We start from the raw sequence: 24,349 nt of genomic DNA on the forward strand, positions 1-24,349 counted from the left end.
GCCGAGGGTTCTCACCCTCCCTCTTCGAGATGAGCTGATAATTCTTCCCCAAAGCAAAAAACCGACCATCAGGTCGGTTTTTTAAAATTTGGCGGTGAGGGAGGGATGATTCACCACTGCGTGGCTCACCCCTTCGGGGCGGCCTGCGGCCGTTCATCGCAGCAAGCTGCTCTGCTCGAACCCGGCGAGGGTTCTCACCCTCCCTCTTCGAGATGAGCTGATAATTCTTCCCCAAAGCAAAAAACCGACCATCAGGTCGGTTCTTTAAATTTGGCGGTGAGGGAGGGATTCGAACCCTCGATACGTTGCCGTATACACACTTTCCAGGCGTGCTCCTTCAGCCACTCGGACACCTCACCAAATTTTGGTCTGTTGTTTAACGTGCTCAGCCAGCACGTCGTTCGTTGCGCCGTTGCGCTGGAACGGGGCGTAATTTAGGGGAAAGGGCTGCCGGGGTCAACCACTTTTCCCCTTATTTTTCATAATCTTTATCGAATGCCTATCCCTTGAACAGAATGCCGGTTTTTTAATCCTGTTCAGGGCTTGTCGAGGATGATCAGGCTGTCCGGCAGCTCGTTCTGGTCCCGGGTGGCGGGGAAGGCGTCGGTCAGAATGGCGCTGGTCCGCTCGATGCACTCGAGGAAACCCTGTTCCACCTCCTTGTTGCGCACCCGGCGGGTGAAGTCATCGATGATCTCCTGCCACTGGGCGTTATCGATGTGCTGGGCGATGCCGTCATCCACCAGGATCTCCACGTAGTGCTCGGCCACCGAGACGAAGATCAGCACCCCGAGCCGATCCCGGGTGCGGTGCAGCCCTTGCTCGACAAACTGCAGGCGTGCCATCAGGGCTGCCCTGTGCTGGCGCACCTGTTTCGGGATCAGGTACATCTTGATAGGGGTCCAGTGGAACAGGATGCTCAACACCAGCCAGACCGACCACTGCACCAGCAGGATCTCGTACCAGCCGAGCCAGAAGCCGAGCTCGAACACCAGCAGGGGTGTCAGCATGGCCAGCAGGGCCGCCCACAGGGTGGGGATGTAGCGATAGCCGTCGCTGGCGGGGGCCAGCACGGTCACCAGCTCGGCATCGGTTGCCTGTTCCGCCTGTTTGACCCTGGCCTGCAACGTGTGAAAGAACTGTTTCGAAATCATGTGTCGTCTCTTAATCCCTGTTACCAACCACCGGAAGCGCCGCCGCCACCAAAACTGCCGCCCCCTCCGCTGAAACCACCGCCACCACCAAAGCCGCCGCCGGAGCGACCGGCACCGAAGCCACCGGCGAGGTAAGCTGCACGACGCCGGCCACCTCGACCACCGCCGCCGCCACCGCCACGCAGGTTGTGCAGCACGATCATCACAATCACCATCAGGATGAACAGCCAGGGGCCGCCCAGCTTGTCCTTGCTGGCGTTGTCTACCGGTTTGTACTCGCCCGCCAGCGCCTGCATGATCGCCTGGCTGCCAGCCACCACCCCGGCCACCATGTCGCCGCGCTTGAACGCGGGCAGGATCCGGGTCTGGATGATGTTGGCGGCGATGGCGTCGGGCAGGGCCCCTTCCAGTCCGTAGCCCACTTCGATGCGCACCTTGCGCTCATCCTGGGCGATCAAGAGCAGTACGCCGTTGTCTTTGCCTTTCTGACCGATCCCCCAGTGGCGGCCGAGCTGATAGCCGTACTCTTCGATGGTATCACCCGCCAGCGTGTCGATGGAGACCACCACCAGCTGGATACCGCTGCGCTTCTCGAACGCCGCCAGCTGCTGGGTGAGCTGGTGGGCCTGCTTGCGGGACATCAGGTTGGCCTCGTCCACCACCCGTCCGCTCAGGGCGGGGAAGGTGGGGGCGGCGGACACCACCGCCGTCCACAACAGCAGGCAGGGCAGCAGGGCACGGATCACGTGGTTCATTGGAAGCTGACCTTGGGCGCCTCATCGGCACCGGGCTTGGCGCTGAACGTGGGTTTGGCCTCCAGATCCGAGTAGAGCAGCTTGGACCAGATGACACCCGGGAAGGTGCGGATCTCGGTATTGAATTGGCGTACCGCCTCTATGTAATCGCGCCGGGCCACCGAGATGCGGTTCTCGGTGCCTTCCAGCTGGGCCTGCAGGGTGAGGAACTGCTGATCGGCCTTGAGCTCGGGATAGCGTTCGACCACCACCATCAAGCGGGAGAGGGCGCCGGAGAGCTGGTTCTGGGCCGCTTCAAACTCCTTGAGCTGGGCAGGATCGCTCACCTGCAGGCTGCCGACCCGGGCTCTGGCATCGGTCACCGCCTTGAGGGTCTCCTGCTCGTGGCTGGCGTAGCCCTTGACGGTGGCCACCAGATTGGGGACCAGATCGGCGCGGCGCTGATACTGGTTCTCGACCTGGCCCCAGCTCGCCTTGACCTGCTCATCCAGGGTGGGAATGTTGTTCATGCCGCAACCGGTCAGGCCCAGCAGCAGCGTCAGGGTCAACAGGGCGCGGGTTGCCCGTTGCCAGAGTGAAGTGCCCATCTTGTTGTTCTCCATTGATATTTTTTACAGATAACGGTTCACCATACCAGCTTGTGGTCAACCGCCACAACGGGCGGGCAGCCTGGGTTTGTGATAAGCCATCGAAACCTTGGGCAACTGCGGCTTGTCCTTGAGCCAGGAGGCCAGCTCGGCACCGCAGCCGTTGCCGGGCGGGATCGGGGCCTGGGGTTGGCAATCCGGGCTGTCGGCCGGGCAGCGCAGGCGCACATGAAAGTGGCTGAAGTGGCCGACCCAGGGACGCAGCTTGCCGACCCAGGGCTCATCGGCCGCCCGTTTGCATACCTCGGCCTTGAGCACAGGGTTGATGAAGATGCGGGCCACCTCGGGCTTGCTGGCCGCCAGGCGCAGCAGATTGAGCTGCTGAGGGCCGAAGCGTCCGGGCAGTACCCGGTAGCTGGGTTCGTCGATCAGCGCCCACTCCTTGGGGGCATCCTGCTCCCAGCGAGAGATGGGCTGGTTGGCCATGCGAAACCAGATGTCGGCATCGAGGCCGGTCTGATGGCTGCGATGGCCGGAGGTGAACGGGCCGCCGCGGGCCATGGCGAGATCGGCAATGTAGAGATCCGGCATGCCGGCCATGCGGGTCTGGTTAGCCAGGGTGGTGAGGTAGGCGATGAGTTCGGGGTGGCCGTAGTAGCGCAGTCGTTTGGTGCGGATCACCTGATAGCCGGGGCCGCTCAGCGGCAGCGCCACTCCATTTTTGAGGCAGCCGGCGGCGTAGCCGCCAATGGCCTCGGCCTGGCGGGGGTGAGGTTCGGCAAGAAAGGCACTGGCCATGAAGAGCAGGGTGGTGGCAAGCATGAGACTCCCGACAAGCGTGCAAATGGACTCAGATGGAGGGAATCATATCAAGAGTGCGGCGAAGCCGTCATCCAGCTGGCGGCACGGGTTGCATCCTGCGGGGCGGCTCGCGCACAATGCGCGACAAAAATGGCGCGCCCAAGCGTCTATGGACAAGGAGAGATGAATGAAGGTCAGTGAGCTGGTGAACAAAACGGGGCTGGTCTGGCTGATGCCCCCCGCCCGCCGTTTCTATCCGGTGATGGCGGTTTTGCTGCTGGCGAGCCTGCTCACCGTGCTGGCCGCCATCGGTCTGGGTTACCCACAGATGGGGCTGCTGCCCTGGGTCGGGCTGGTGTTCGGCGGTATCGTGCTGCTGATGATGGTGCTGCCTCGCAGTTGGCAGCGCTGGCGGCTGGCGGAGCTGGCCTGGGACGAGACCCACCTCTATCTGCTCAATGGCAGCAACGATCAGGCGCTGGCGCTGCCCAGGGCAGCATTGGTCGGGGTCGAGCGGGATCGCAAGGTGGGCCACGATGGTCAGTGGCTGGCCTTCAGCCTGGATCTGGCGCTCGATGAAGAGCAACTGGCCGCCGCCATCGCGCTGATGGGGCTCGGCCGCGAGGGAACCCACGCCGTGGCACCCGGTATCTATCGTTTCGGCTTTAAGCGGGCCTGGCATGGCCGGCGTACGCTGCAGGGGCTGCTGGACGCCCTGCTCCCCATATGAGCTGACTATTTTCTCGACAATCCTTGCCAAAGCTCAGATACTGCCAGTGACTCGAATTGATCTTGTCCGCTCTGTTCGCCCAACAGATCAATGAGTTGAGTAAACGGAGCGGGGAAGTGCCCGGACACGACGTCCCGGCAGGTCCGGCATGGGGGGTGTGCCCTTACCTTTGTGTTGGTGATTGGATAGAGAAGGCACCTTGAATCGAGAGTGGATGGCATGAAGATTTACGTAGGTAATCTGTCGTACCGGATGACGGCCGACGAACTGAAAAGCGTGTTCAGCCAATTTGGGCAGGTAGACAAGGTCGATATCATCATCGATCGCGATACCGGTCAGTCCAAGGGGTTTGGCTTCATTGAAATGCCTGTCAATGGCGAGGCCGAAAAAGCCATCGCCGGTTTGCATGGCACCGAGATTGGTGGCCGTACCATTACGGTCAACCAGGCCAAACCGAAGACAGATGCACCACGTGGTCGCCCCCAGCGTCATCGCTGAGCTGCCTCGATAACGCAAAACGGCATGGGTTTCCCCATGCCGTTTTTGTTTGCGCCTCTGGCCGGTTCGTCAGGGCACGTCGTAGCCGAGCGCCGCCTTGCGGATGCGGAACCACTGCTGACGGCTGAGGACTATGGACTGGGAGGCCACGGCGGCGGCGATCCGCTCCCGCTTGCCGGAGCCTATCAGCGGCAGTGGCTGGCTTGGCAGCATCATGACCCAGGCATAGACCACCTGCTCGATCTGCTCGGCGCCCACCTCATGGCGGATCTGCTCGAGCTCGGCGCGCAGCGGGGCATATTCGGGGGCCTGGAACAGGCGTCCCCCCCCGAGGCAGGACCAGGCCATCGGCTTGATGCGCAGCTGCTGGCACTGATCCAGGGTGCCGTCCAGGGTGGTGCTCTGATTGAGCGGCGAGATCTCCAGCTGGTTGGTCACCAGCGGGAAGGGCAGGCGTGACTGCAGCAGCTCGAACTGACGGGCAGTGAAGTTGGAGACGCCGGCATGCTTGATCTTGCCCGCCTGCTTGAGGGTGATGAAGGCGTCGGCCACCTCGTCGGCATCCATCAGGGGATCCGGGCGGTGGATCAGCAGCAGATCCAGGTGATCGGTGCCGAGCTTTTGCAGAGAGGCCTCGGCGCTGGCGATGATGTGCGCCTTGCCGGTGTTGTAGTGATTCAGCGCGTGCTCCGGCTTGGCGGTGAGGGCGATGCCGCACTTGCTGACGATCTCCATCCGGTTGCGCAGGGAGGGGTCAAGGCGCAGCGCCTCGCCGAAGGCCTGCTCGCACTGGTAGCCGCCATAGATGTCGGCGTGATCGATGGTGGTGACCCCCAGATCCAGGTGGTACTTCATCAGATCCAGCAGGGCGCTCGGGGAGAGCTGCCACTCCATCAGGCGCCAGTAGCCCATGATGAGACGGGAGAAGGTCGGGCCTTCGGGGTGGAGGGGGAGGCGAGATACGGACATGGAGGCTCCTTGGCTCATAAGGGTAAAAAGATGCTGCCCGCATCTTGGTCTCTTCTGGTTGGCAAGGCAATAATGCGGCTTTTGTTAATTCGAACTTTGGTTCTGAGGGAGAGGAAATGGACGGTTTTGCCGAACGCTTGCAGAGCTTGATCGGAACGGGCAGCGTCAGCGCCTTTGCCCGCAAGGTGGGGTTGAGCGAGGCTCTGATCCGTAAATATCTGAAGGGTGCTGAACCCGGGCTTGGCAAGGCGAACCAGATAGCCATGGCCGCCAACTGCTCGCTGGAGTGGCTCGCCACCGGCTGTGGCTACCTCTATCGGCAGGCGGAGGTGGTGGATCGGGAAGCGCTGGAGGCGGCCGGCAGCCTGTTGCAAGAACAGAAACCCGGATTGTCGCTGCCGGAAGCAGACGCACAGGTGATCCTGCTCGCCTATTACCAGTTCTTGCGCAGCCACAAGCAGGCTGACGGGTTTCTCGATCTGGCGCGGGCCCGCGAATTTGGCAGGCACCTGCATGAGGCATAAGCCCGGATGGGGATGGCCCGGCTACGGACAGGGATTATTCTGATACCCTCTAAACAGATGAGGGCAGCGGGGAGAGGGCGATGGGCTATCTGATCTTAGGCAGCGGCGGCTTGGGCACGGCACTGGCACATGAGTTGTCCGCTCGCGGCGAGGAGCTGGTGCTGGCTGGCCGGCAACTGCCAAAAGGGGTGGATCCCGCCTGTTATTTTCCGTTGCAGGAGGTGGACGCACTCTCCTTCGATGCCCTGTTCACCCTCTATGACACGACTGCGTTGCCGAGCGTGGTGATCAATACCATAGGTCTGCTGCACGACATCAACTTCATGCCGGAGCGGCGAGTGGAGGAGGTCAACCCCAGGTGGCTGTGCGACAGCCTGCTGGCCAATGCCTGGCCGCATCTGGCTCTGGCCGCCTGCCTGAGCCGGCGCATGACGCCGGACACCCAGCTCTGGCTCTGCACTCTCTCCGATCTGGCCGGCAGCCTCGGCGCCAACGAGACGGGCAGCCGTTACAGCTACCGGATGAGCAAGGCGGCGCTCAACATGGGGGCGAAAACGCTGGCCCACGAGTGGCGCGAACGTTTTCCCACCGCCGGGGTGATCACCGTCCATCCCGGGCTGATGGATACCCCCATGAATCAACCCTTCCTGCATGAGCTGGCGACCGAGACCCTGCAGGATCCGGCGCTGGTGGCGCCGCGTCTGCTTGATCTTCTCAACCAGCTGTCGCCGGCCCAGTCCGGCAGCTTCCTCGACCTGCAGGGCCAGCCGCTGCCCTGGTAAGCCGTCACCGGCTTCACATTCCGGAAACGGCCCGCTTGCCAAGCCAGCCATGGCTGGCTAACGTCATGCTCCAGCTTCAGGAGGGATGTCATGCGCTATATCGATTTACGAAGTGATACGGTCACCCAGCCCACGGATGCCATGCGCCAGAGCATGCTGCATGCCGAGGTGGGGGATGATGTCTACGGGGAAGATCCCGGCGTCAATGCACTGGAGGCCCGCGGGGCCGAGCTGCTGGGCAAGGAGGCCGCGCTGTTTGTTCCCTCCGGCACCATGTCCAACCTGCTGGCGGTGATGAGCCATTGTCAGCGCGGGGAGGGGGCCATCGTGGGTCAAGGGGCCCACATCTATCGTTATGAAGCCCAGGGGAGCGCCGTGCTGGGCTCGGTCGCACTGCAGGCGGTGCCCATGCAGGCTGACGGTTCGCTGGCGGTGGCCGATGTGGCCGCGGCTATCGCCCCTGACGATGCCCATTTTGTGCAGACCCGGCTGGTCTGCCTCGAAAACACCCACAATGGCAAGGTGCTGCCACTTCACTACCTGCAGGCGATGCGCGAGTTCGTTGACGAACGTGGGCTACAGCTGCATCTGGACGGGGCGCGTCTGTTCAACGCCGCCGTGGCGAGCGGTCACGGGGTACACGAACTGGCCGCTCCCTTTGACAGCATCTCCATCTGCCTCTCCAAGGGGCTGGGGGCACCGGTGGGGTCGCTGCTGGTGGGCTCTCGCGCCTTGATCGCCCGCGCCAGACGGCTGCGCAAGATGCTGGGGGGCGGCATGCGACAGGCGGGGATCCTGGCCCAGGCTGGTCTGTTTGCCCTCGAACAGCACGTCACCCGCCTGGCGGACGATCACCGCCGGGCCAGACGTCTGGCCGAGGGGTTGGCTGCCTTGCCCGGCATCACCCTGGACCTGGCCCAGGTGCAGACCAACATGGTCTTCCTGCAGCTGGCAAAAGAGCAGAGCGGCCCCCTGCTTGCCTTCATGAAGGAGCGGGGGATCCTCTTCTCCGGTTACGGCGAGATGCGGCTGGTGACCCATCTGCAGATCACCGATGACGACATCGACGAGGTGATCGACGCCTTCACCGAGTACCTCGGGGCCCGCTGAGCGCCTCACCACAAAACAGGGCGCCAAGGCGCCCTGTTTTCATTGTGCTGCAAAGTGTCTTCATGCCTGGCGCTGGCCGCTCATCAGCATGGCCTCGTCGGTGGCGTCGTAGATCATCACGGCGATGTGGGTTACCTGACCGCCGAAGTCGGCCAGCGGCACCAGGGTCAGGTTCTGGAACATGTGGGGCGCTGAGCCCGTGATGGGGCGGTAGTTGGAGAAGCGCAGCAGATAGGGTTTCTGCTCCCAGGTGCTGAAGGCGCGGTTGTTGAGCTTGAACACCATGTTGGCTTTGCGTTCGAACCAGGCGCGATCCACGTCGGGGAAGAGGTCGAACAGCACGCCATCGCGCACCTCACCGGCCAGCCGGCCGCTGTGGCTCTCCATGAAGCCGTTCCACACCTGCACCCTGTACTCCTTGTCGAGCACGACCAGCCCCACGTCCAGGTTCTGGACTATGTTCATCAGCCAATGAAATTCACGGATTTCCATGGTCACTCCTAGAGCATGTGCATGATTTTGTTGTTCATGGTGGCGATGGAATCTTCGGTAAACAGCAGCAGCAGATCGCACTGCACCGCATGATCCTGGACCCGGTAGTTGATCTCGATGGCCAGCGTGCGGCGCCAGCGACTCTTGTTAGTGTTGATGAGCTCGTTGATGGGTCTGTGCTGGCCGAGCACCACGGGGTGACCCTGACTGAAGGGGGTATCGAGCTGGCTGGCGTAGCCGCGCAGGAAGGCGCCGATCAGCACGTTGGCGGTGTCCATCAAGAGCTCCAGCTCGGCGTTGCGATCGAGTGTGCCCTGATGGTTCATCAGCCGGGCCAGATCCTTGAAGCTGGAGTCGTGAAACAGGAGCAGCGCCTCGCCGGCGATGCCCGCGCCGATGAAGCCCTGGCAGACGGCGGAGAGGGTGTCCGAGTCGGCGGCGGCCGAGAGGGCCATGTGCAGTTCGGATACCTCCAGCACGTTGACGTTGGGGATGGGCAGCACCACGAAGGCGTTGAGCAGGCGGGCCAGCAGGTCGGCGGCCTGACCCATGGAGACATTGGCGAGCTCCTGATAGGCATCGCGTACTTCGGGGCTGATCTTGATGCCGGTATCGACGCTGCCGGCATCGACCATCGCCTGAGCTGCGGGGCTGGCGGCTTCCGGTACGGCGCTACCCTTGGCCTGCCACAGATCATGCTGCTTCAACAGGGCGCTGAGAGTCTCCGGGGCGGCCGGTTTCTTGATGAAGTCGAGCGCCCCCAGTCCCATCACCCGCTGATAGGCTTCCGGCTGGATGTCGCCGGAGACCACGATCACCTTGTTGCGCAGCCCTTCGCGCTTGAGAGTCTCCAGTACGCCGTAGCCGTCCATCTCCGGCATGGTCAGATCCAGAAAGATCAGATCCCCATGCCCCATCAGGACCTGCTCTATCCCTTCCAGCCCGTTGGCGGCGTAGTGGAGCGTCACGTCCCAGTCTGCGGGGAGGGCGCGGGCCAGCTGTTTACGGGCGAATCCTGAGTCATCACATATCAATACATTCATAGTGTTAGGCCGGCCTGGTCAACGAGGATTGCTATAAGTGTGGCCCGCCAACGGTCAGATGCAATGAGACAGGCTGTTCGCCGGTGAAAATTGGTTGTCCCACTGCAGGCTCCGGTAGCGCGCTGAGTATTTTTCAACAAAATCAGCGAACATCTTAACACGCAACGGGGCAAACTGAGGTTGGCAACGCAACATGTAGAAGGGGCGGTTGCCGGTTTTCCAGTCGGGCAGCACCGCGACCAGCTGCTCATCCTGCAGGAAGGGGTGCACGTAGTGGAGCGGGGCGTTGACGATCCCCAGGTGCCGTCTGGCCGCGCGAACGGCGGCCTGGGTCTGGTTGACGGTGAGCCTGGCGGCCCGCTTGATCTGCACCGTTTGCTCCTCCCGGTCGGTCAGTTGCCAGTGCTGATGGGGCCAGCAGTAGATGAGCGCATGCTCCTCCAGCTGGCCCGGATGGGAGGGGGTGCCCATCTTCTCCAGATAGAGGGGGGAGGCAAACAGGCCGTATTCGATGTGACCTAGGCAGAGCGCATTGGGCAGGGACTGGGGGAGCTCACCGTTGAAAAACACCAGATCCCGGTCGTTGTCGAACAGGTGTTGATGATCGTTGGTCTGGGTTATGTCGAACTGCACCTCGGGGTAGCGCAGGCCAAAGTCCGCCAGCATGTCGACCAGGATGGTGTTGGAGAGGGCGATGGGGGCCGCCAGGCGGATCACGCCGTTGAGGTCGGCCTCTTTGCCCTGGATCTCGCCAGTGGCCTGCTCGATTTCACCGAGCGGGGTGCACAGGCGCTCGTAGTAGCGCAGTCCTTCATCGGTCAGGCGGAGTTTGCGGGTGGATCTGTGTAGCAAGGAGCAGCCGAGCTGCTCTTCCAGCTGAGAAATACGTCGACTGATGGTGCCGGTGGGCATGCCCAGTGCGGCGGCCGCGTGGGAGAAGCCTCCCTCTTGTACCACCTTGACGAACAGATAGAACTCTTCGATGTACTTCATAAGCGGTGTTCTGGGTGTAACAAGGCAGTGACCTTAAGAAGTGCGGCCAGCCTTGGCAAGCTCAATTCGGCGTTTAATTGATCTGGATTAGATTCGACTCCCGCTGATACTGGTGCAAAAGTCGGACAAATTCGGCCGGATCCCGGTCCAGGCTGTTGTCCGGCACCAGCAGATCGTAGCCGAGCAGATCACGCAGCCGGGTCATGCGGTTGGCCAGCATGGCGATCACCCCCTCATAGCGTTGACCGGAGGGGGAGCGAAAGTGACTCTCTTCCAGCAAGCCTTCCCCCTGAAAGGGGTCGCCGCAGCCCCCGCCGATGCATTCGGGTTGCTCACTGCGCAGTGCCTGCAACAGGACGCCGCGCTGCTCGGTCAGCAGGCGCACTGCCAATCTGGGTGTGATCAATGTCAAAAAATCGTCGTAATCTTTGATCTTCAAACCTATGTAGGGCAGGGGGACCAGATCCCAGCCCAGATGAATGCGTGGCTGGTCGATTCGCTGAATATTTCTCCATTTCAGGATCCAACCGCCGTATTTGTGGTGATATTGCAGACAATCGTGACAGAGCGACAGGCTGAAATGGGGCTCGACCAGCTTCAATGAGCCGATAAAGATCATCATCAGACCCGCCAACAGGCCGGAGACCGGGGGGATTAGTGGTTGTTCACCGAGTAAAAAAAGTATAAAAATCATAGCAATGCTTACTATGATGCCCAACAATACCAACGTGAGTCCGTTTTTCCTGACCATGGGTTTCACATGTAGCGTTTTCATATGAAGTCAGCCCCTTGCGCATGCTTGTTTCCATTATGGGCTGGATCCGATTTTGTACCAGCATCGGTTGCCCGGGAGGGCTCTCCGCCGCTGGGTTTCCCAGTGATCACATACCATGAATCACCATATTAGATGAATACGCTAGACGAACGGTTATTGAACGGGATGGATGTGTTGCATACCCCAATCTGGGTGTATGACATCCGGCATCACCATATCTATTGGGCCAATCGCGCCGCTTTGAATGTGTGGGAGGCCAGCTCGCTGGACGAACTGCAGTCGCGCGATTTCTCGGCCGACATGGCACAGGCCATCGATCTGCTGTTGCAGCGCTACCTCGGGGACTTTCAGCAGGGGCGCAGCTACAGCGAGTGGTGGACCCTCTCCCCAAAGGGGGTAAAGAAACAGGTTTATTTGCGCCTCTCCGGTATCCAGCTGGCGGGGCGGCTGATGATGATGACCGAGGCGGTCATCGATGCCGACACCCTCTATCAGGAGTCCTCCCTCGCCACCGGCGATACCCTGGCCTGCCTGTTTGACAACCTGGGCCGGCTCGAGAGCGGCAATCACCACTTCGAGATGTGCTTCGGCGATGAGGTACATCACCTCTCCCAGCTCTTCTCCGGCAATGACGACGCCTTCTATCAGAAGCTCTCCCGGCTCGATGAAGTGGTGGCCGAGGGGGAGTGCCGCACCCTCAAGGGGATGCGCTGGTTTCAGTACCAGTTTCGTCACATCCAGCAGGGGGCCCAGATCCTGCTCACCATGCGCGACATCACCGACCGCAAGCTGGAGGAGCTGGAGCATCGCCACCTGGCCTGGCACGACTCGCTGACCGGCCTGCTCAATCGCTATGGCTTGATGAAGTCGCTGGAAGCCTATTGCGGGCTGGGCGGGCGCTTCGCCCTGGTGTTCATGGACCTGGACAACTTCAAGCTGGTCAACGACAACTACGGCCACAAGGCCGGTGACCGGCTGCTGGAGCGGGTCGCCGGCCGGCTCAAGCAGATCTGTCCGCGCGATGTGGAGCTGGCCCGGCTCGGTGGCGACGAATTTACCGCGCTGGTGCCGCTCAGCCACTCCAGCGATCGGGCGCAGGAGGTGGCCGACCTCATGCTTTCCCAGATGACCAAGCCGTTGCAGCTGAGCGGGGTGCCCGAGGTGACCATAGGTGGCAGCATCGGCATCGCCATCTATCCGGATGATGCGGACGATGGCGACAACCTCATCACCCGCGCCGACATGGCCATGTATCAGGCCAAGCAGATGGGGCGGCTGCGCTGGCAGCGTTTCACCCCCAGCATGCAGCAGACCCTGCATCGCAAGCTGACCCTGAAGCAGTTCCTGGCCAAGGCCATCGGGCGGGGGGAGCTCAGCCTCTGCTACCAGCCCCAGGTGGATGTGGCAAAAGGCAGGTTGCTCGGGTATGAGGCGCTGCTGCGCTGGCACAATCCCGTATTGGGCCATGTCTCGCCGGTGGAATTCATCCCGCTGGCGGAAGAGATGGGGCTCATCCGCGAGATAGGCGGCTGGGTGTTGTCGACGGCGCTGGCCCAGATGGCCCACTGGCAGAAGGAGTGGCGGGTGAGCGTGCCGGTGTCGGTCAATCTATCCGGCTTTCAGCTCTCGTCCTCCCTGCCGGAGCTGGTGGCCCAGCAGCTCAAGGAGTTTGGCGTCGATGCCGGCCTGCTCACGCTGGAGTTGACCGAGACGGTATTGATGCTGGACATGAAGGGGTGCATCGAGATCCTCGATGGCCTGAGCGAGCAAGGGATCAAGATTGCCATCGACGATTTCGGTACCGGCTACTCGTCGCTGGCCTATCTCAACCGGCTTCCCATCGACACCATCAAGCTGGATCGCTCCTTCGTGGTGGGGCTCAACCTGCCGGTGATCCGGGCCACCGTCGCCATGGCCACCAGCCTGGGCCTTGGCATCATGGCCGAAGGGGTGGAAGACGAACACGAACTTGCCGCCCTGCGCACCCAGGGCTGCCACGTGTTTCAGGGATTCTTGTTCAGCAAGCCGATGTCGGTGGCGCAGGTGGAAGAGAGCGGCTTCGTGGTCAGCTGCAAGGCGGGCAACTATCCGCTGGCAGGTTAGCCGGTATGCGTGCTGTGACGCGAGCGCGGGGGGCCTTGGGCCCCCCGCTGTTTTTGGGTAGAGTGTGGGCTTCTTCATATGGAGGCAACATGAACCCGACTCTCGACCTTATTCTTGCCCATCGCTCCATTCGTCAATTTACTGCCGAGCCCATCAGCGAGGCCCAGCTTGACCAGATCCTGAGTGCGGCTCAGGCCGCCTCCAGCTCCAGCTTTCTGCAGGCCAACAGCATCATCCGGGTGACCGACAAGGCCCTGCGCAGCCAGCTTGCCGAACTGGCGGGGCATCAAGCCTATGTAGCCCAGGCGGCCGAGTTCCTGCTCTTTTGCGCCGATTATCATCGCCACTGCGAGGTGGTACCGGATGCCCAGACCGGCTTTGTCGAGCAGTTGCTGATCGGCGCCATCGACGGCGCTCTGATGGCCCAGAATGCCCTGCTGGCAGCCCAATCCATGGGGCTTGGCGGTGTCTACATCGGCGGGATCCGCAACAACCCGGCTGCGGTGAGCGAGGCGGTGGGTCTGCCGCATCAGGTGATCCCGCTGTTCGGCCTCTGTCTCGGCCATCCGGCTCAGGCGCCTGAGCAAAAACCCCGCTTGCCCCGCGCTCTGGTGGTGCATGAAAATCGTTATCAGGCCGAACTGGATCGGGAGCTGCTTGCCAGCTATGACCGGCAGATCGAGGCTTATTACCAGTCTCGCAGCAGCAACAACAAGCAGCAGAGCTGGAGCGGCCAGATCCGGGGCATTCTTGGCAAGGAGGCGCGGCCCTTCATGCAGGATTTCCTGCGATCCCGGGGCTTCAGCCTCAAGTAATGAGCCCGATGGGCGATACTAAGGGGTAATGGCGGTGTCGCCAGCGCCGCGTGATCCCGGTTTTCCCCCGTTTTTACGGCCACCTTGCGGCACAAATCGGGGGCAAGCCTTGCGGTGCGGACTACCTTAACTAGGTAAGCTGTTGTAGGATCACGCAATTGAATTGGGACAGGAGTTTGGACTTCCTATGATTTTAACCTTGGTATTGCTGTCTATTGGCGCACTCCTGTTTCTGGTCATCGCCTATAACGTGATGCAGCAATATAAGCAGAAGGCTGAGGCCGACAAGCGTCACGCCATCGCCCGCTACAAGTCGGTGGTGGATGAAACCGAAGAGATGCTGCTCAACGTCAACCTGGTGCCCTTCTCCAAGAACATAGTGCTGCTGTTGCAGCACCGGATCCTCGATGCCTATCGCGCCATCGCCCTGGTGATGCCCAATGCCCAGATCAAGCAGCGCATTGTCGACGTGCAGACCCAGATCAAGAACGTGCAGGAGAACTACAGCAGCCAGGATGAGGGGCATTTCAAGACCCCCGAATCGGATCGTCAGGCCATCCAGATGTTGCAGCTGGTCAAGAAGATGCGGGCCGTGCTGCGGGTCGAACACAACAAGGGCAAGATAGATCCGCAGGGCTTTGCCCAGGAGGATCGCCGCCTCGAGCTGATGCAGCTCAAGGTCAACATCGCCAACCTGGTGAAGCGAGCCATGGATGCCCAGATCCAGGGGCAATACGGCACCTGTCGCCAGCTCTACACCAAGGGGCTCTCTGCCCTTGCCAGCGTCGCGGATAAAGATCCCTACCTGATGGCGCGGGAAGAGGACATGCGCCAGGGGCTGGCCGGACTCGACGCCCATCTCCAAGAGCACAGCGAAAAAGAGCTGCAAAACATCAAGGACAAAGAGGCGGACGAACTGGACGTCTTGTTCCAACCCAAGAAGAAATGGTGATCATGCCACATCCACTCGATACCACACTGGGGCCGATGGCCCCATTTGTTTGCCAGCTGTTGACCGAGCTGGACGCACTTGCCATTCATCCCGCCGCCATCGAGGTCGACCACCTCTGCTATCGGGCCGCCACCCTGGTGGAGTACCAGACCCTGAAGGGGCTGCTGGCAACCCATGGCGACCTGCTGGTGGAGGGGATGATCGGCGGACGGCCCATCGCCACCTACCGCCTGCATCAACCTGTGCCCCATGCCCACGGCAGCGTGCCCTGCATCGAGCTGGCGGCGCCCAAACCCGGTCGCAGCCATCAGGCCGGGCTGGAACATATCGAGCTGGTGGTGCCTTCGCTGGACGCCTTGCTGACGGCCCATCCCGAGGTGGCCTTCAAGACCGGCAACCTGAATGATGAACGCAATCCCGACGTGGCGGTGATGCTGGCCTCTGGGCAGATCAAATTCCATCTGCGCACCTTGGCCGAGGTGATTGAAGAAGAGCTGGTGAGCGGCGCCGTGGTGCCGGTGCCTGCCGGCTACTACGACCAGGCTTGATGAGACGGGGCCGCTTGACTGGCCCCGTCTGGTATCAGGAATGGTGTCAGGGATGACAGATGCGGGGGCGGGCGGGGCGTCCCTTCAAATGGCCGAGCCAGAGGCTCAATCCCGCCGTGATGACCAGTACCAGCTCGATGCCGAGCACCAATCCCCCGAGTCCTCCCTGCTCCCAGAAGGGGTGAAGATAAAGCCCCCCCAGACTGGCCCCCAGATAGTAACCCACCAGATAGAGCGATGAGGCGAGCGCCCGGTTGTGCTCCACGTGCTGGCCGACCCAGGCGCTGGCACAGGCGTGGGCCAGAAAAAAGCCGAAACTCGAGATGAGCAGACCGGACAGGATGGCCCCGAGCGAGCCGCACAGCAGCAGGGCACTGCCGAGTGCCATCAGCGTTATGCCGACCAGCAGCAGACGCTGTGCCCCCCAGCGATGGGCGCAGCGCCCGCTGAGGGAGGAGGCCACCGTCCCCGACAGATAGGTCAGAAACAACATGCCGAGCCACTGGGTCGGCAAGGAGAAGGGGGGGCTGGCCAGCAGGAAGGTGAGGTAGCTGTATTGGTTCAGAAACACCATGAAGTTGAGGCCGCCGATGAGGTAGGCCCCCACCAGCAGCGGATTGCCGAGGTGGCTGGTGATGGCCTGGCGAAACTGGCCCGGCTTGGCGATGACGGGCACGAAGCGGGTCTGGGCCGGCAGCAGCCAGATGACGAGGGGCAGCAGCGCCAGGCTGATGAGGCCGATACCGAGAAAGGTGTGCTGCCAGTCGCCAAACCAGCCGGCCAGCAGACCGCCGACCACCCGGCCGGCGATGCCCCCCAGCGAGTTGGCGGCGATGTAGACCCCGACGGCGGAGAGCAGGGCCCGCTTGCTGAACTCTTCCCCCATGTAGGCGATGGCGGTGGCGGGCAGCCCCGCCAGCAGCACACCCTGCAGGATACGCAGCAGCAGCAGCTGTTCAAACTGGCTGACCAGGCTGATGAGCAAGGAGAGCAGGATGGCACCGGCCAGGCTCCACAACATGATCCGGCGCCGACCGAAGCGATCCGCCAGCCGGGCGCAGACGAGCAGAGAAACGGCGAGCCCTGCGGTGCAGCCGGCCAGAGCCCAGCTGGCCGACAGCGAGCTGACGGAAAACACCTCGGCCAGCAGCGGCAGCAGGGGGTGGGTTTGATAGAGATTGAGAAACACCAGGAAGGAGCCCAGGCTGAGGGCCAGGGTGGCGCGGATCCATTCACGACTACCGACTTCGATCATATGCAATTGTCCTGACAGCTTTGTTGCAGGTTAGTGCGCGCCAGAACATAAATATAATATATTTAAGTTATCCATCTAATAAACCAAATTGATATGGACCTCAAACAGCTCACCTATCTGCTGGCGGTGCGGGATGCCGGCTCCTTTACCAAGGCTGCCAACGGGTTGCACGTGGCACAGCCCGCCATCAGCATGGCCATCGCCAAGCTGGAGCAGCAGCTCGAGCTGCGCCTGTTCGACCGTCAGGATCGCAACGTGCGGCTCACCCCGGAAGGGGAGGTGCTCTGCCGCCATGCCGAGCGCCTGCTGCGCCAGATGCACCAGGCCGAGGCCGAGATGGCCGAGCTCAAGGGGCTGGAGCGCGGAGAGGTGCGCATCGGCATCCCCTACATGATGGGCTCCTATTACTTCCCACCGATCCTGATGGCCTTCAAGCACCGCTACCCCGGCCTCAAGATCCGGGTGGAGGAGGCGGGTACCCGCGAGCTGTTGAGCCGGATGGTGGACGGTTCGCTGGATCTCGCCATCCTCATCACCAGCGATCTGCCGCCGGCGCTGGAAGGGGCCCAGCTGCTGCGTGAAGAGATGTTGATGGTGGTGGGGGAGGAGCATCCGCTGCGTCAGGCCCGGAGTGTGTCGTTGAGCGAGTTCTTCAGCCAGGAGCTGGCGATGTTTCGCCGTGGCTTCTATCACCGCGAGCACATGGAAGCGCTGGCTCAGGGGCTGGGCTGCGAGCCCGACATCGCCTTTGAGAGCAACCTCATCCCGCTGCTCAAGGCGGTGGTGAAGCAGGGCTTTGCGGTGACCACCTTCTTGCGGATGGCGCTGGACGAAGAGCCGGCCCTGACCGGGATCCCGTTCGCGCCCCCGATCTTTCTCGATCTCTGTGTGGCGTGGCGGCGGGGGGATCCGCTCTCCATGGCCAACCGGGCCTTGCGGGATTTTCTGCTGGCGCAGGCACAGCCATAAATGGCCAAGAAGGAAAGGCTATCAGTCAAAAGTTTGTTAGTATTAGTTCAAGTCGCCTTTAGAGCCTAACATCATGAAACTCCAACAATTGCGTTATATCGTTGAGGTTGCCAACCACAGACTGAACGTGTCGGCAACGGCAGAGAGTCTCTACACCTCTCAGCCAGGGATCAGCAAGCAGGTGCGCATGCTGGAAGATGAGCTGGGGATCCAGATTTTCGAGCGCAGCGGCAAACACCTGACCCAGATCACCCCGGCTGGACGGGACGTGATCAAGATTGCCAACGAGATCCTGGGCAAGGTGGAGAGCATCAAGTCGGTGGCGAGTCAGCACACTCACCCCGAACAGGGCACGCTCCATATCGCGACGACCCACACCCAGGCCCGTTATGCACTGCCTGACGTGATAAAAGGCTTCATCAAGCGCTTTCCCAAGGTCTCCCTGCACATGCATCAGGGCACGCCGACCCAGATCAGCGAAGCCGTGGTCAAGGGACAGGCGGACTTTGCCATCGCCACCGAGGCGCTGCACCTGTACGAAGATCTGATCATGCTGCCCTGCTATCACTGGAATCGCAGCGTGATCGTCCCCAAGGGCCACCCGCTGACCCAGGTCGGCAAGTTGTCGATTGCCGACATCGCCCGCTTCCCGCTGGTGACCTATGTGTTCGGCTTTACCGGCCGCTCCGAGCTCGACACAGCCTTCAACCGGGCCGGTTTCGAGCCCAACATCGTCTTCACCGCCACCGATGCCGACGTGATCAAGACCTATGTCCGGTTGGGGGTGGGGATCGGCGTGATGGCGACCATGGCGCTGGATCCCCAGGTCGATACCGATCTGGTGGCCCTCGATGCCAGCCACCTGTTTGCCCACAGCACCACCAAGATCGGCTTTCGCAAGGGCTCCTTCCTGCGCACCTACATGTATGACTTCATGACCCGCTTTGCCCCCCATCTGACCCGGGACGTGGTGGAGCGGGCCATCGCGCTGCGCTCCAGCGACGACGTGGATGCCATGTTTGCCGATATTGAGCTGCCCATCCGCTAGCGCTGCGGCGATACGAGAGCAACAAAAAACGCCTCCCGATGGGAGGCGTTTTTCATGGCAACAAGCGGCGAGGAGGGATTACTTCTTGAACATGTGATCCAGCTTGCTGGCCTTGGTCGAGAGGTAGAACTCGTTGTGGGGATTGCGCCCTTCCTGCAGGGGTACCCGCTCCGCCACCGGAATGCCGAAGGATTCCATCGCCTTCATCTTGCGCGGGTTGTTGGTCATCAGCTTGAGGGATTTCACCTCCAGCTGCTTGAGCATGTCGGCGCAGATGGTGTAGTCGCGCATGTCGGCGGCAAAGCCGAGCGCCACGTTGGCTTCAACGGTGTCAGCGCCCTGATCCTGCAAATGATAGGCCCGGATCTTGTTGAGCAGGCCGATGCCGCGTCCTTCCTGACGCACGTACAGCAAGACGCCACGGCCCGCCTTGGCGATGTTTTCCAGTGCGGCTTGCAGCTGGAAGCCGCAGTCGCAACGCAGACTGAACAGGGCATCGCCGGTCAGGCATTCGGAGTGAATTCGGCCCAGCACCGGCTCATCACCCGTGATATCGCCCATCACCAGCGCGGCGTGATCCTTGCCGGTGCCGGTTTCCTGAAAGCCGACCAGCGTGAAGGTGCCCCAGGGGGTTGGCAACTTGGATTTGGCCACGAGGGTAACGCTGCTCATAGGTTGCTCCTTACTACAGCTGCTTAAAAAAGGGCGGCCAGTTTAGCGCGCCTTGTCCGGAACAACCATAAGAACAAAACCTTGCACTGTTTAATGGCTTGCCCCGTTGTACACAAAGAGGACAGTTGCGACCGGTTTTGCGCAATTGTGTGTGCTGGCGACTGCCAGGCTCGGCACATTTGGGTATAATCGGCGCCCATTACCCCATCCCTTCCGGGATGTGTGCAACAAGTGTGCAGGAGAGACGTTATGCCGCAGATGGCCCCCGTGATGACAATTGATGGCCCAAGTGGTGCCGGCAAGGGCACCCTGTGCCAGTTGCTGGCTGAAAAACTGGGTTGGCACCTGCTCGACTCCGGCGCCATCTACCGGGTGCTGGCCCTGGCGGCCTTGCATCACGATGTCGAGCTCGATTCAGAAGCCGCGCTGGTTCCCCTGGCAGCCAATCTGGACGTGCAGTTCCAAGTCGATGCCGAGCAGGTGAAGGTCGTGCTGGAAGGGGAGGATGTTTCCCGTACCATTCGTACCGAGGAAGTGGGCAATGCCGCGAGCAAGATTGCCGCCTTCCCGCGGGTGCGCGAAGCTTTGCTGCGCCGTCAGCGCGCTTTTCGCCAGGCCCCCGGCCTCATCGCCGACGGTCGCGACATGGGCACAGTGGTTTTCCCCGAGGCGGAAGTGAAGATTTTCCTCGACGCCAGCGCCGAAGAACGGGCGGCTCGCCGCTATAAGCAGTTGCAAGATAAGGGCTTTGATGTTAACTTTGAGCGTCTTTTAACCGAGATTCGGGAGCGTGACGATCGCGACAGAAATCGCGCCGTTGCTCCCCTGAAACCGGCAGAAGATGCTCTCGTGGTGGATTCAACCGCCATGTCCATAGACGAAGTGCTGGCAACGGTGCTCGCCTATGCGGAGCAACAACTCGGCGATGCCAGCGCAAGCTGACATCCGGTCGTCTGCACCATGGATGGCGCAGATTATTTAAAACAACCCCGCTTGTGCTGGATGACAAGTGGATGTTTCATTTGTGACATAAACAATGATCGAATCTTTTGCTCAACTCTTTGAAGAGTCCCTGAATGCCGTTGAAACCCGTCAAGGTTCCATCGTCAAGGGTACTGTCGTTGCTATCGAAAATGGTTTCGTACTGGTTGACGCCGGTCTGAAATCCGAGTCCGCTATCCCGGCTGAAGAATTCAAGAACGCCATGGGCGAGCTGGAAATCAACGTAGGCGACTCCGTTGACGTGGCTCTGGACTCTATCGAAGATGGTTTCGGCGAAACCAAGCTGTCCCGCGAAAAAGCCAAGCGCCACGAAGCCTGGCTGCAGCTTGAAAAAGCTTACGAAGAGCAAGCTACCGTTATCGGTATCATCAACGGCAAGGTCAAGGGTGGTTTCACCGTTGAACTGAACGGCATCCGTGCCTTCCTGCCGGGTTCTCTGGTTGACGTGCGTCCGATCCGTGACACCGCTCACCTGGAAAACAAAGAACTCGAGTTCAAAGTCATCAAGCTGGACCAGAAGCGCAACAACGTTGTTGTTTCCCGTCGTGCCGTGATCGAGACCGAGAACACCTCCGAGCGCGAAAGCCTGCTGGCTAACCTGCAAGAAGGTCAAGAAGTTAAGGGTATCGTCAAGAACCTGACCGACTACGGTGCATTCGTAGATCTGGGCGGTGTTGACGGCCTGCTGCACATCACCGACATGGCGTGGAAGCGCGTTAAGCATCCTTCCGAAATTGTCAACGTTGGCGACGAGATCGCAGTCAAGGTTCTGAAGTTCGACCGCGAGCGTACCCGTGTATCCCTGGGTCTGAAGCAGCTGGGCGAAGATCCCTGGGTTGCTATCGCCAAGCGTTACCCGGAGACCACCCGTCTGTCTGGCCGCGTGACCAACCTGACCGACTACGGCTGCTTCGTTGAAATCGAAGAAGGCGTTGAAGGCCTGGTACACGTATCCGAGATGGATTGGACCAACAAGAACATCCACCCGTCCAAGGTTGTTAACGTTGGCGACGTGGTTGACGTGATGGTTCTGGACATCGACGAAGAGCGTCGTCGTATCTCCCTGGGTCTGAAGCAGTGCAAATCCAACCCGTGGCAGCTGTTTGCCGAAACTCACGCCAAGGGCGACCGTGTTTCCGGTAAGATCAAGTCCATCACTGACTTCGGTATCTTCATCGGTCTGGACGGCGGTATCGACGGCCTGGTTCACCTGTCTGACATCTCCTGGAACAACCAGGGTGAAGAAGCAGTTCGTGAATTCAAGAAAGGCGACGAAATCGAAGCCGTTGTTCTGCAAGTTGACCCGGAGCGTGAGCGCATCTCCCTGGGCGTCAAGCAGATCGAAGAAGACCCGTTCAATAAGTACCTGTCTGACAACAAGAAAGGTGCTATTGTGAAGGGTAAGGTCACCGAGGTTGATGCCAAGGGTGCCGTGATCGAACTGGCTGACGGCGTAGAAGGCTACCTGCGTGCCTCCGACGCTGCTCGTGACCGCGTAGAAGACGCCACTCTGGTGCTGTCTGTTGGTGACGAAGTTGAAGCTAAATTCATGGGCGTTGATCGCAAGAACCGCACCGTGAGCCTGTCTGTCCGCGCCAAGGACGAGGCTGACGAGCGTGTTGCCATCGACAACCTGAACCAACAAGAAGAAGTTGTGTTCAGCAATGCCATGGCTGAAGCGTTCAAAGCCGCCAAGGGTGAATAATCCTTGATGCAAGAAAAGGGCGGCGTGTCACGCCGCCCTTTTTTATCTTGGCGTAATGAATATTGCATGTGATCGGGGAAGGAGATTTAACGTTATGACCAAATCAGATCTCATCGAACAATTGGCTACCAGCCGCATGCATATGCCGGCCAAAGATGTCGAAGCCGCCATCAAGGAGATCCTTGAGCAAATGGCGTCGACTTTGCAAAACGGCGACCGGATTGAAATCCGCGGATTTGGAAGTTTTTCACTGCACTATCGTGCACCCCGTGTGGGGCGCAACCCCAAGACCGGGGACAAGGTTGAATTGACCGGGAAATATGTTCCGCATTTCAAGCCCGGCAAAGAGTTACGCGAGCGCGTGAACATCATCGAATAATGCAGAAAATGGCATACCTGGGTATGCCTTTTTTGTTTTTACGGTTTCTATTGTGGCAATTGTCCGGTTTTGCCAAGTCTTTTCCCATTCGCTCTAGAGTCTGCCGGTGATTTTAAGGATAATCAGCCTCTCATTAGCTACTGACAGGGAGCTCCTATGAAGCGTATCTTGGCCCTCATTCCACTGGTGCTGGTGTTTATCCTGACGCTGGCCATCGGTTCGCAAAATGGCCAGCTGGTGCAGTTCAATTATCTGATTGCCCAAGGAGAGTTCTCGCTCTCCATGTTGCTGGGATTCTTCTTTGGTGGTGGCTTCCTGCTGGGCTGGCTGGTTTTCGGTCTGCTGTTCTTGCGCCTCAAGATGCAAAACCGCACCCTCAATCGCACCATGCGCCGTCAATCCCGTGAATTGGAGCTGGCCCGAACGGCTGCCAAGGAATAATGTCCCTCGATGCTTGAACTGCTTTTCCTGCTGTTGCCCATTGCCGCCGGCTACGGCTGGTATATGGGGCGCAGGAGTGTTCGCCAGGACACCCAGAAACAGAGTAACCAGTTTTCCCGCCAGTACGTGGCGGGTCTCAATTATTTGCTGTCCGACGAATCCGACAAGGCGGTGGATCTCTTTATCCAGCTGCTGGAAGTGGACAGCGAGACCATCGAAACCCACCTCTCCCTCGGCAACCTGTTCCGTCAACGGGGTGAGGTAGACCGGGCCATCAAGATCCACCAGAACCTCATCACCCGCCAGCTTACCATGGAGCAGCGTCAGCTCGCCCTGCAGGAGCTGGCACGGGACTTCCTGGCCGCCGGCCTGCTCGATCGGGCCGAGAAGCTGTGGCTCGAGCTCACCGAGGACGGGGAGTATGAGGAGACGGCGCTGGCCCAGTTGCAGCTCATCTACCAGCAGTTGCGTGATTGGGACAAGGCGATCGCGGTGAGCGAGCGGTTGCAAAAATTCCAGGGCAAGAAGCTGGCTCCCACCATCGCCCATTACCAGTGCGAGCTGGCCGACATGGCCCTGCGCGAAGAGAATCGCAAGCAGGCCCAGCTGCGTTTTCGCAAGGCCCTGACCGCTGATGGCAACTGTGTGCGTGCCTCGCTCGGCCTCGGCTGGCTGGCCAAGGGGGAGGGCGATCCGCGCCAGGCGGCTCGCGAGTTTGAGCGGGTGCTGACCCAGGACATCGATTTCGCGAGCGAAGTGCTTGAACCCCTGTGCGAGAGCCTGGAGCTGTGCGGCGAGGAGGCGCGTATCCCCGAGCTGCTCGGCCAAGCCCAGGAGGCGCGGGCTGGCTTCCCGGTCACCTTGCGGCTGGCCGATTATGTGGAGCGCCACAACGGGCGTGAGGCAGCTTCCGAGCTGGTGCTGCGCCAGCTGCGGCGCACGCCGTCGCTACGCGGCTTCCAGCACCTGATGGCGCTGCAGTTGCGTGGTGCTGAAGAGGGGCAGGCCAAGGAGAGCCTGACCATGCTCAAGGCGCTGGTCGACGAGCAGATCAAGATCAAATCCACCCACAAGTGCCGGCAGTGCGGGTTTGCCACCCACTCCCTGTTCTGGCAGTGCCCCTCCTGCCGCCAGTGGGGAGCCATCAAACCGATCCGCGGTCTGGACGGGGAGTAAGAGCCACAACAATGTCATCAACCAGGCCCCTGTGGCCTGGTTTTTTCAGGCCGGGCCGGACTCGCTCCGGA

General features: G+C 60.8%; 27 protein-coding genes, 1 tRNA gene and 1 other RNA gene. 16 read left to right on the plus strand and 13 right to left on the minus strand.

The annotated features are described in order from the left end of the window. Window positions 1-89: 89 nt before the first annotated feature. The 6 genes from PG897_RS02280 to mepA form a co-directional block, all read right to left on the minus strand. Window positions 90-218: non-coding RNA, RtT sRNA (locus PG897_RS02280), on the minus strand. A 53-nt stretch (window positions 219-271) separates the two neighbouring features. Next, a tRNA-Ser gene (locus PG897_RS02285) sits at window positions 272-359 on the minus strand. Between the two features lie 177 nt (window positions 360-536). After that, entirely contained in the window at window positions 537-1,154 is a 618-nt protein-coding gene (locus PG897_RS02290) for a TPM domain-containing protein (RefSeq protein WP_010634269.1), read from the minus strand. A gap of 20 nt (window positions 1,155-1,174) precedes the next feature. Next, a complete protein-coding gene (locus PG897_RS02295; RefSeq protein WP_024943458.1) occupies window positions 1,175-1,909 on the minus strand; it encodes a TPM domain-containing protein in 735 nt (244 codons plus the stop codon). Then, window positions 1,906-2,511, minus strand: a complete 606-nt coding sequence (locus PG897_RS02300; protein WP_017784544.1) for a LemA family protein — start codon at window positions 2,509-2,511, stop codon at window positions 1,906-1,908. Before PG897_RS02300 ends, PG897_RS02295 begins: the two co-directional genes overlap by 4 nt. Window positions 2,512-2,553: 42 nt before the next feature. Beyond that, window positions 2,554-3,318: a penicillin-insensitive murein endopeptidase gene (mepA, locus tag PG897_RS02305; protein ID WP_010634266.1), complete on the minus strand. Its 765-nt coding sequence runs from the start codon at window positions 3,316-3,318 to the stop codon at window positions 2,554-2,556. A gap of 166 nt (window positions 3,319-3,484) precedes the next feature. On the opposite strand from mepA, the gene PG897_RS02310 reads away from it, so the two are divergent. Together PG897_RS02310 and PG897_RS02315 are read left to right on the plus strand one after the other, a co-directional pair. After that, window positions 3,485-4,027, plus strand: a complete 543-nt coding sequence (locus PG897_RS02310; protein ID WP_024943459.1) for a hypothetical protein — start codon at window positions 3,485-3,487, stop codon at window positions 4,025-4,027. 219 nt (window positions 4,028-4,246) lie between these two features. After that, a complete protein-coding gene (locus PG897_RS02315) occupies window positions 4,247-4,525 on the plus strand; it encodes an RNA recognition motif domain-containing protein (protein ID WP_026141388.1) in 279 nt (92 codons plus the stop codon). 69 nt (window positions 4,526-4,594) lie between these two features. Here PG897_RS02315 and PG897_RS02320 read toward each other — a convergent pair whose 3' ends face one another. Next, window positions 4,595-5,494, minus strand: a complete 900-nt coding sequence (locus PG897_RS02320) for an aldo/keto reductase (protein WP_005299866.1) — start codon at window positions 5,492-5,494, stop codon at window positions 4,595-4,597. Between the two features lie 116 nt (window positions 5,495-5,610). Between PG897_RS02320 and PG897_RS02325 the strand changes: the two genes are divergently transcribed. The 3 genes from PG897_RS02325 to ltaE all read left to right on the plus strand — a co-directional run bounded on the left by PG897_RS02325 (window position 5,611) and on the right by ltaE (window position 7,910). Further along, window positions 5,611-6,018 (plus strand): helix-turn-helix domain-containing protein, encoded by a 408-nt coding sequence (locus PG897_RS02325; protein WP_010634263.1) that lies wholly within the window; start codon window positions 5,611-5,613, stop codon window positions 6,016-6,018. Window positions 6,019-6,098: 80 nt separating this feature from the next. Continuing rightward, the gene (locus PG897_RS02330; RefSeq protein ID WP_024943461.1) at window positions 6,099-6,800 is read left to right on the plus strand and encodes a short-chain dehydrogenase; all 702 of its coding nucleotides are present in this window, start codon (window positions 6,099-6,101) and stop codon (window positions 6,798-6,800) included. A 90-nt stretch (window positions 6,801-6,890) separates the two neighbouring features. Continuing rightward, window positions 6,891-7,910, plus strand: coding sequence for a low-specificity L-threonine aldolase (gene ltaE, locus PG897_RS02335; RefSeq protein WP_024943462.1), 1,020 nt, complete (start codon window positions 6,891-6,893; stop codon window positions 7,908-7,910). 60 nt (window positions 7,911-7,970) lie between these two features. Here ltaE and PG897_RS02340 read toward each other — a convergent pair whose 3' ends face one another. From PG897_RS02340 to PG897_RS02355, 4 genes are all read right to left on the minus strand, one after another. Beyond that, the gene (locus PG897_RS02340; RefSeq protein WP_005299876.1) at window positions 7,971-8,402 is read right to left on the minus strand and encodes a PAS domain-containing protein; all 432 of its coding nucleotides are present in this window, start codon (window positions 8,400-8,402) and stop codon (window positions 7,971-7,973) included. Window positions 8,403-8,410: 8 nt separating this feature from the next. Then, window positions 8,411-9,445: a response regulator gene (locus tag PG897_RS02345; RefSeq protein ID WP_024943463.1), complete on the minus strand. Its 1,035-nt coding sequence runs from the start codon at window positions 9,443-9,445 to the stop codon at window positions 8,411-8,413. A 54-nt stretch (window positions 9,446-9,499) separates the two neighbouring features. Then, a complete protein-coding gene (locus PG897_RS02350; protein WP_024943464.1) occupies window positions 9,500-10,438 on the minus strand; it encodes a LysR family transcriptional regulator in 939 nt (312 codons plus the stop codon). 73 nt (window positions 10,439-10,511) lie between these two features. Continuing rightward, complete coding sequence (locus PG897_RS02355; protein ID WP_005299887.1) at window positions 10,512-11,213, minus strand: DUF2982 domain-containing protein; 702 nt, start codon at window positions 11,211-11,213, stop codon at window positions 10,512-10,514. Between the two features lie 165 nt (window positions 11,214-11,378). Here PG897_RS02355 and PG897_RS02360 point away from each other — a divergent pair, with 165 nt between their 5' ends. The 4 genes from PG897_RS02360 (at window position 11,379) to PG897_RS02375 (ending at window position 15,631) form a co-directional block, all read left to right on the plus strand. Further along, the gene (locus PG897_RS02360) at window positions 11,379-13,316 is read left to right on the plus strand and encodes a putative bifunctional diguanylate cyclase/phosphodiesterase (protein ID WP_010634259.1); all 1,938 of its coding nucleotides are present in this window, start codon (window positions 11,379-11,381) and stop codon (window positions 13,314-13,316) included. A gap of 89 nt (window positions 13,317-13,405) precedes the next feature. Further along, the gene (gene nfsA / locus PG897_RS02365) at window positions 13,406-14,131 is read left to right on the plus strand and encodes an oxygen-insensitive NADPH nitroreductase (protein WP_005299892.1); all 726 of its coding nucleotides are present in this window, start codon (window positions 13,406-13,408) and stop codon (window positions 14,129-14,131) included. A gap of 187 nt (window positions 14,132-14,318) precedes the next feature. After that, the gene (locus tag PG897_RS02370; protein WP_005299895.1) at window positions 14,319-15,083 is read left to right on the plus strand and encodes a hypothetical protein; all 765 of its coding nucleotides are present in this window, start codon (window positions 14,319-14,321) and stop codon (window positions 15,081-15,083) included. After that, window positions 15,077-15,631: a VOC family protein gene (locus PG897_RS02375; protein ID WP_181969415.1), complete on the plus strand. Its 555-nt coding sequence runs from the start codon at window positions 15,077-15,079 to the stop codon at window positions 15,629-15,631. The genes PG897_RS02370 and PG897_RS02375 overlap by 7 nt, the downstream gene beginning before the upstream one ends. A 46-nt stretch (window positions 15,632-15,677) precedes the next feature. On the opposite strand, the gene PG897_RS02380 is transcribed toward PG897_RS02375, so the two are convergent. Then, window positions 15,678-16,886: an MFS transporter gene (locus tag PG897_RS02380; protein WP_117404241.1), complete on the minus strand. Its 1,209-nt coding sequence runs from the start codon at window positions 16,884-16,886 to the stop codon at window positions 15,678-15,680. A 93-nt stretch (window positions 16,887-16,979) separates the two neighbouring features. On the opposite strand from PG897_RS02380, the gene PG897_RS02385 reads away from it, so the two are divergent. Both PG897_RS02385 and cysB read left to right on the plus strand, forming a co-directional pair. Further along, window positions 16,980-17,855, plus strand: a complete 876-nt coding sequence (locus PG897_RS02385) for a LysR family transcriptional regulator (protein WP_010634255.1) — start codon at window positions 16,980-16,982, stop codon at window positions 17,853-17,855. A gap of 73 nt (window positions 17,856-17,928) precedes the next feature. Then, window positions 17,929-18,903: an HTH-type transcriptional regulator CysB gene (cysB, locus tag PG897_RS02390; protein ID WP_010634254.1), complete on the plus strand. Its 975-nt coding sequence runs from the start codon at window positions 17,929-17,931 to the stop codon at window positions 18,901-18,903. A gap of 78 nt (window positions 18,904-18,981) precedes the next feature. Here cysB and ribA read toward each other — a convergent pair whose 3' ends face one another. Continuing rightward, window positions 18,982-19,575, minus strand: a complete 594-nt coding sequence (gene ribA / locus PG897_RS02395) for a GTP cyclohydrolase II (protein WP_005299914.1) — start codon at window positions 19,573-19,575, stop codon at window positions 18,982-18,984. Between the two features lie 249 nt (window positions 19,576-19,824). Here ribA and cmk point away from each other — a divergent pair, with 249 nt between their 5' ends. From cmk to lapB, 5 genes are all read left to right on the plus strand, one after another. Continuing rightward, the gene (gene cmk / locus PG897_RS02400; protein WP_010634252.1) at window positions 19,825-20,517 is read left to right on the plus strand and encodes a (d)CMP kinase; all 693 of its coding nucleotides are present in this window, start codon (window positions 19,825-19,827) and stop codon (window positions 20,515-20,517) included. Between the two features lie 94 nt (window positions 20,518-20,611). Beyond that, window positions 20,612-22,282 (plus strand): 30S ribosomal protein S1, encoded by a 1,671-nt coding sequence (gene rpsA, locus PG897_RS02405; RefSeq protein WP_005299919.1) that lies wholly within the window; start codon window positions 20,612-20,614, stop codon window positions 22,280-22,282. A 94-nt stretch (window positions 22,283-22,376) separates the two neighbouring features. Beyond that, entirely contained in the window at window positions 22,377-22,661 is a 285-nt protein-coding gene (ihfB, locus tag PG897_RS02410; RefSeq protein WP_270828728.1) for an integration host factor subunit beta, read from the plus strand. A gap of 156 nt (window positions 22,662-22,817) precedes the next feature. Beyond that, window positions 22,818-23,102 (plus strand): LapA family protein, encoded by a 285-nt coding sequence (locus PG897_RS02415; RefSeq protein WP_005299936.1) that lies wholly within the window; start codon window positions 22,818-22,820, stop codon window positions 23,100-23,102. 9 nt (window positions 23,103-23,111) lie between these two features. Next, entirely contained in the window at window positions 23,112-24,278 is a 1,167-nt protein-coding gene (lapB, locus tag PG897_RS02420; protein WP_201882968.1) for a lipopolysaccharide assembly protein LapB, read from the plus strand. Window positions 24,279-24,349: the final 71 nt, after the last annotated feature.

The organism is Aeromonas sp. QDB20 (assembly GCF_027707805.1).
In the GTDB taxonomy this organism is placed as follows: Bacteria; Pseudomonadota; Gammaproteobacteria; order Enterobacterales; family Aeromonadaceae; genus Aeromonas; species Aeromonas dhakensis.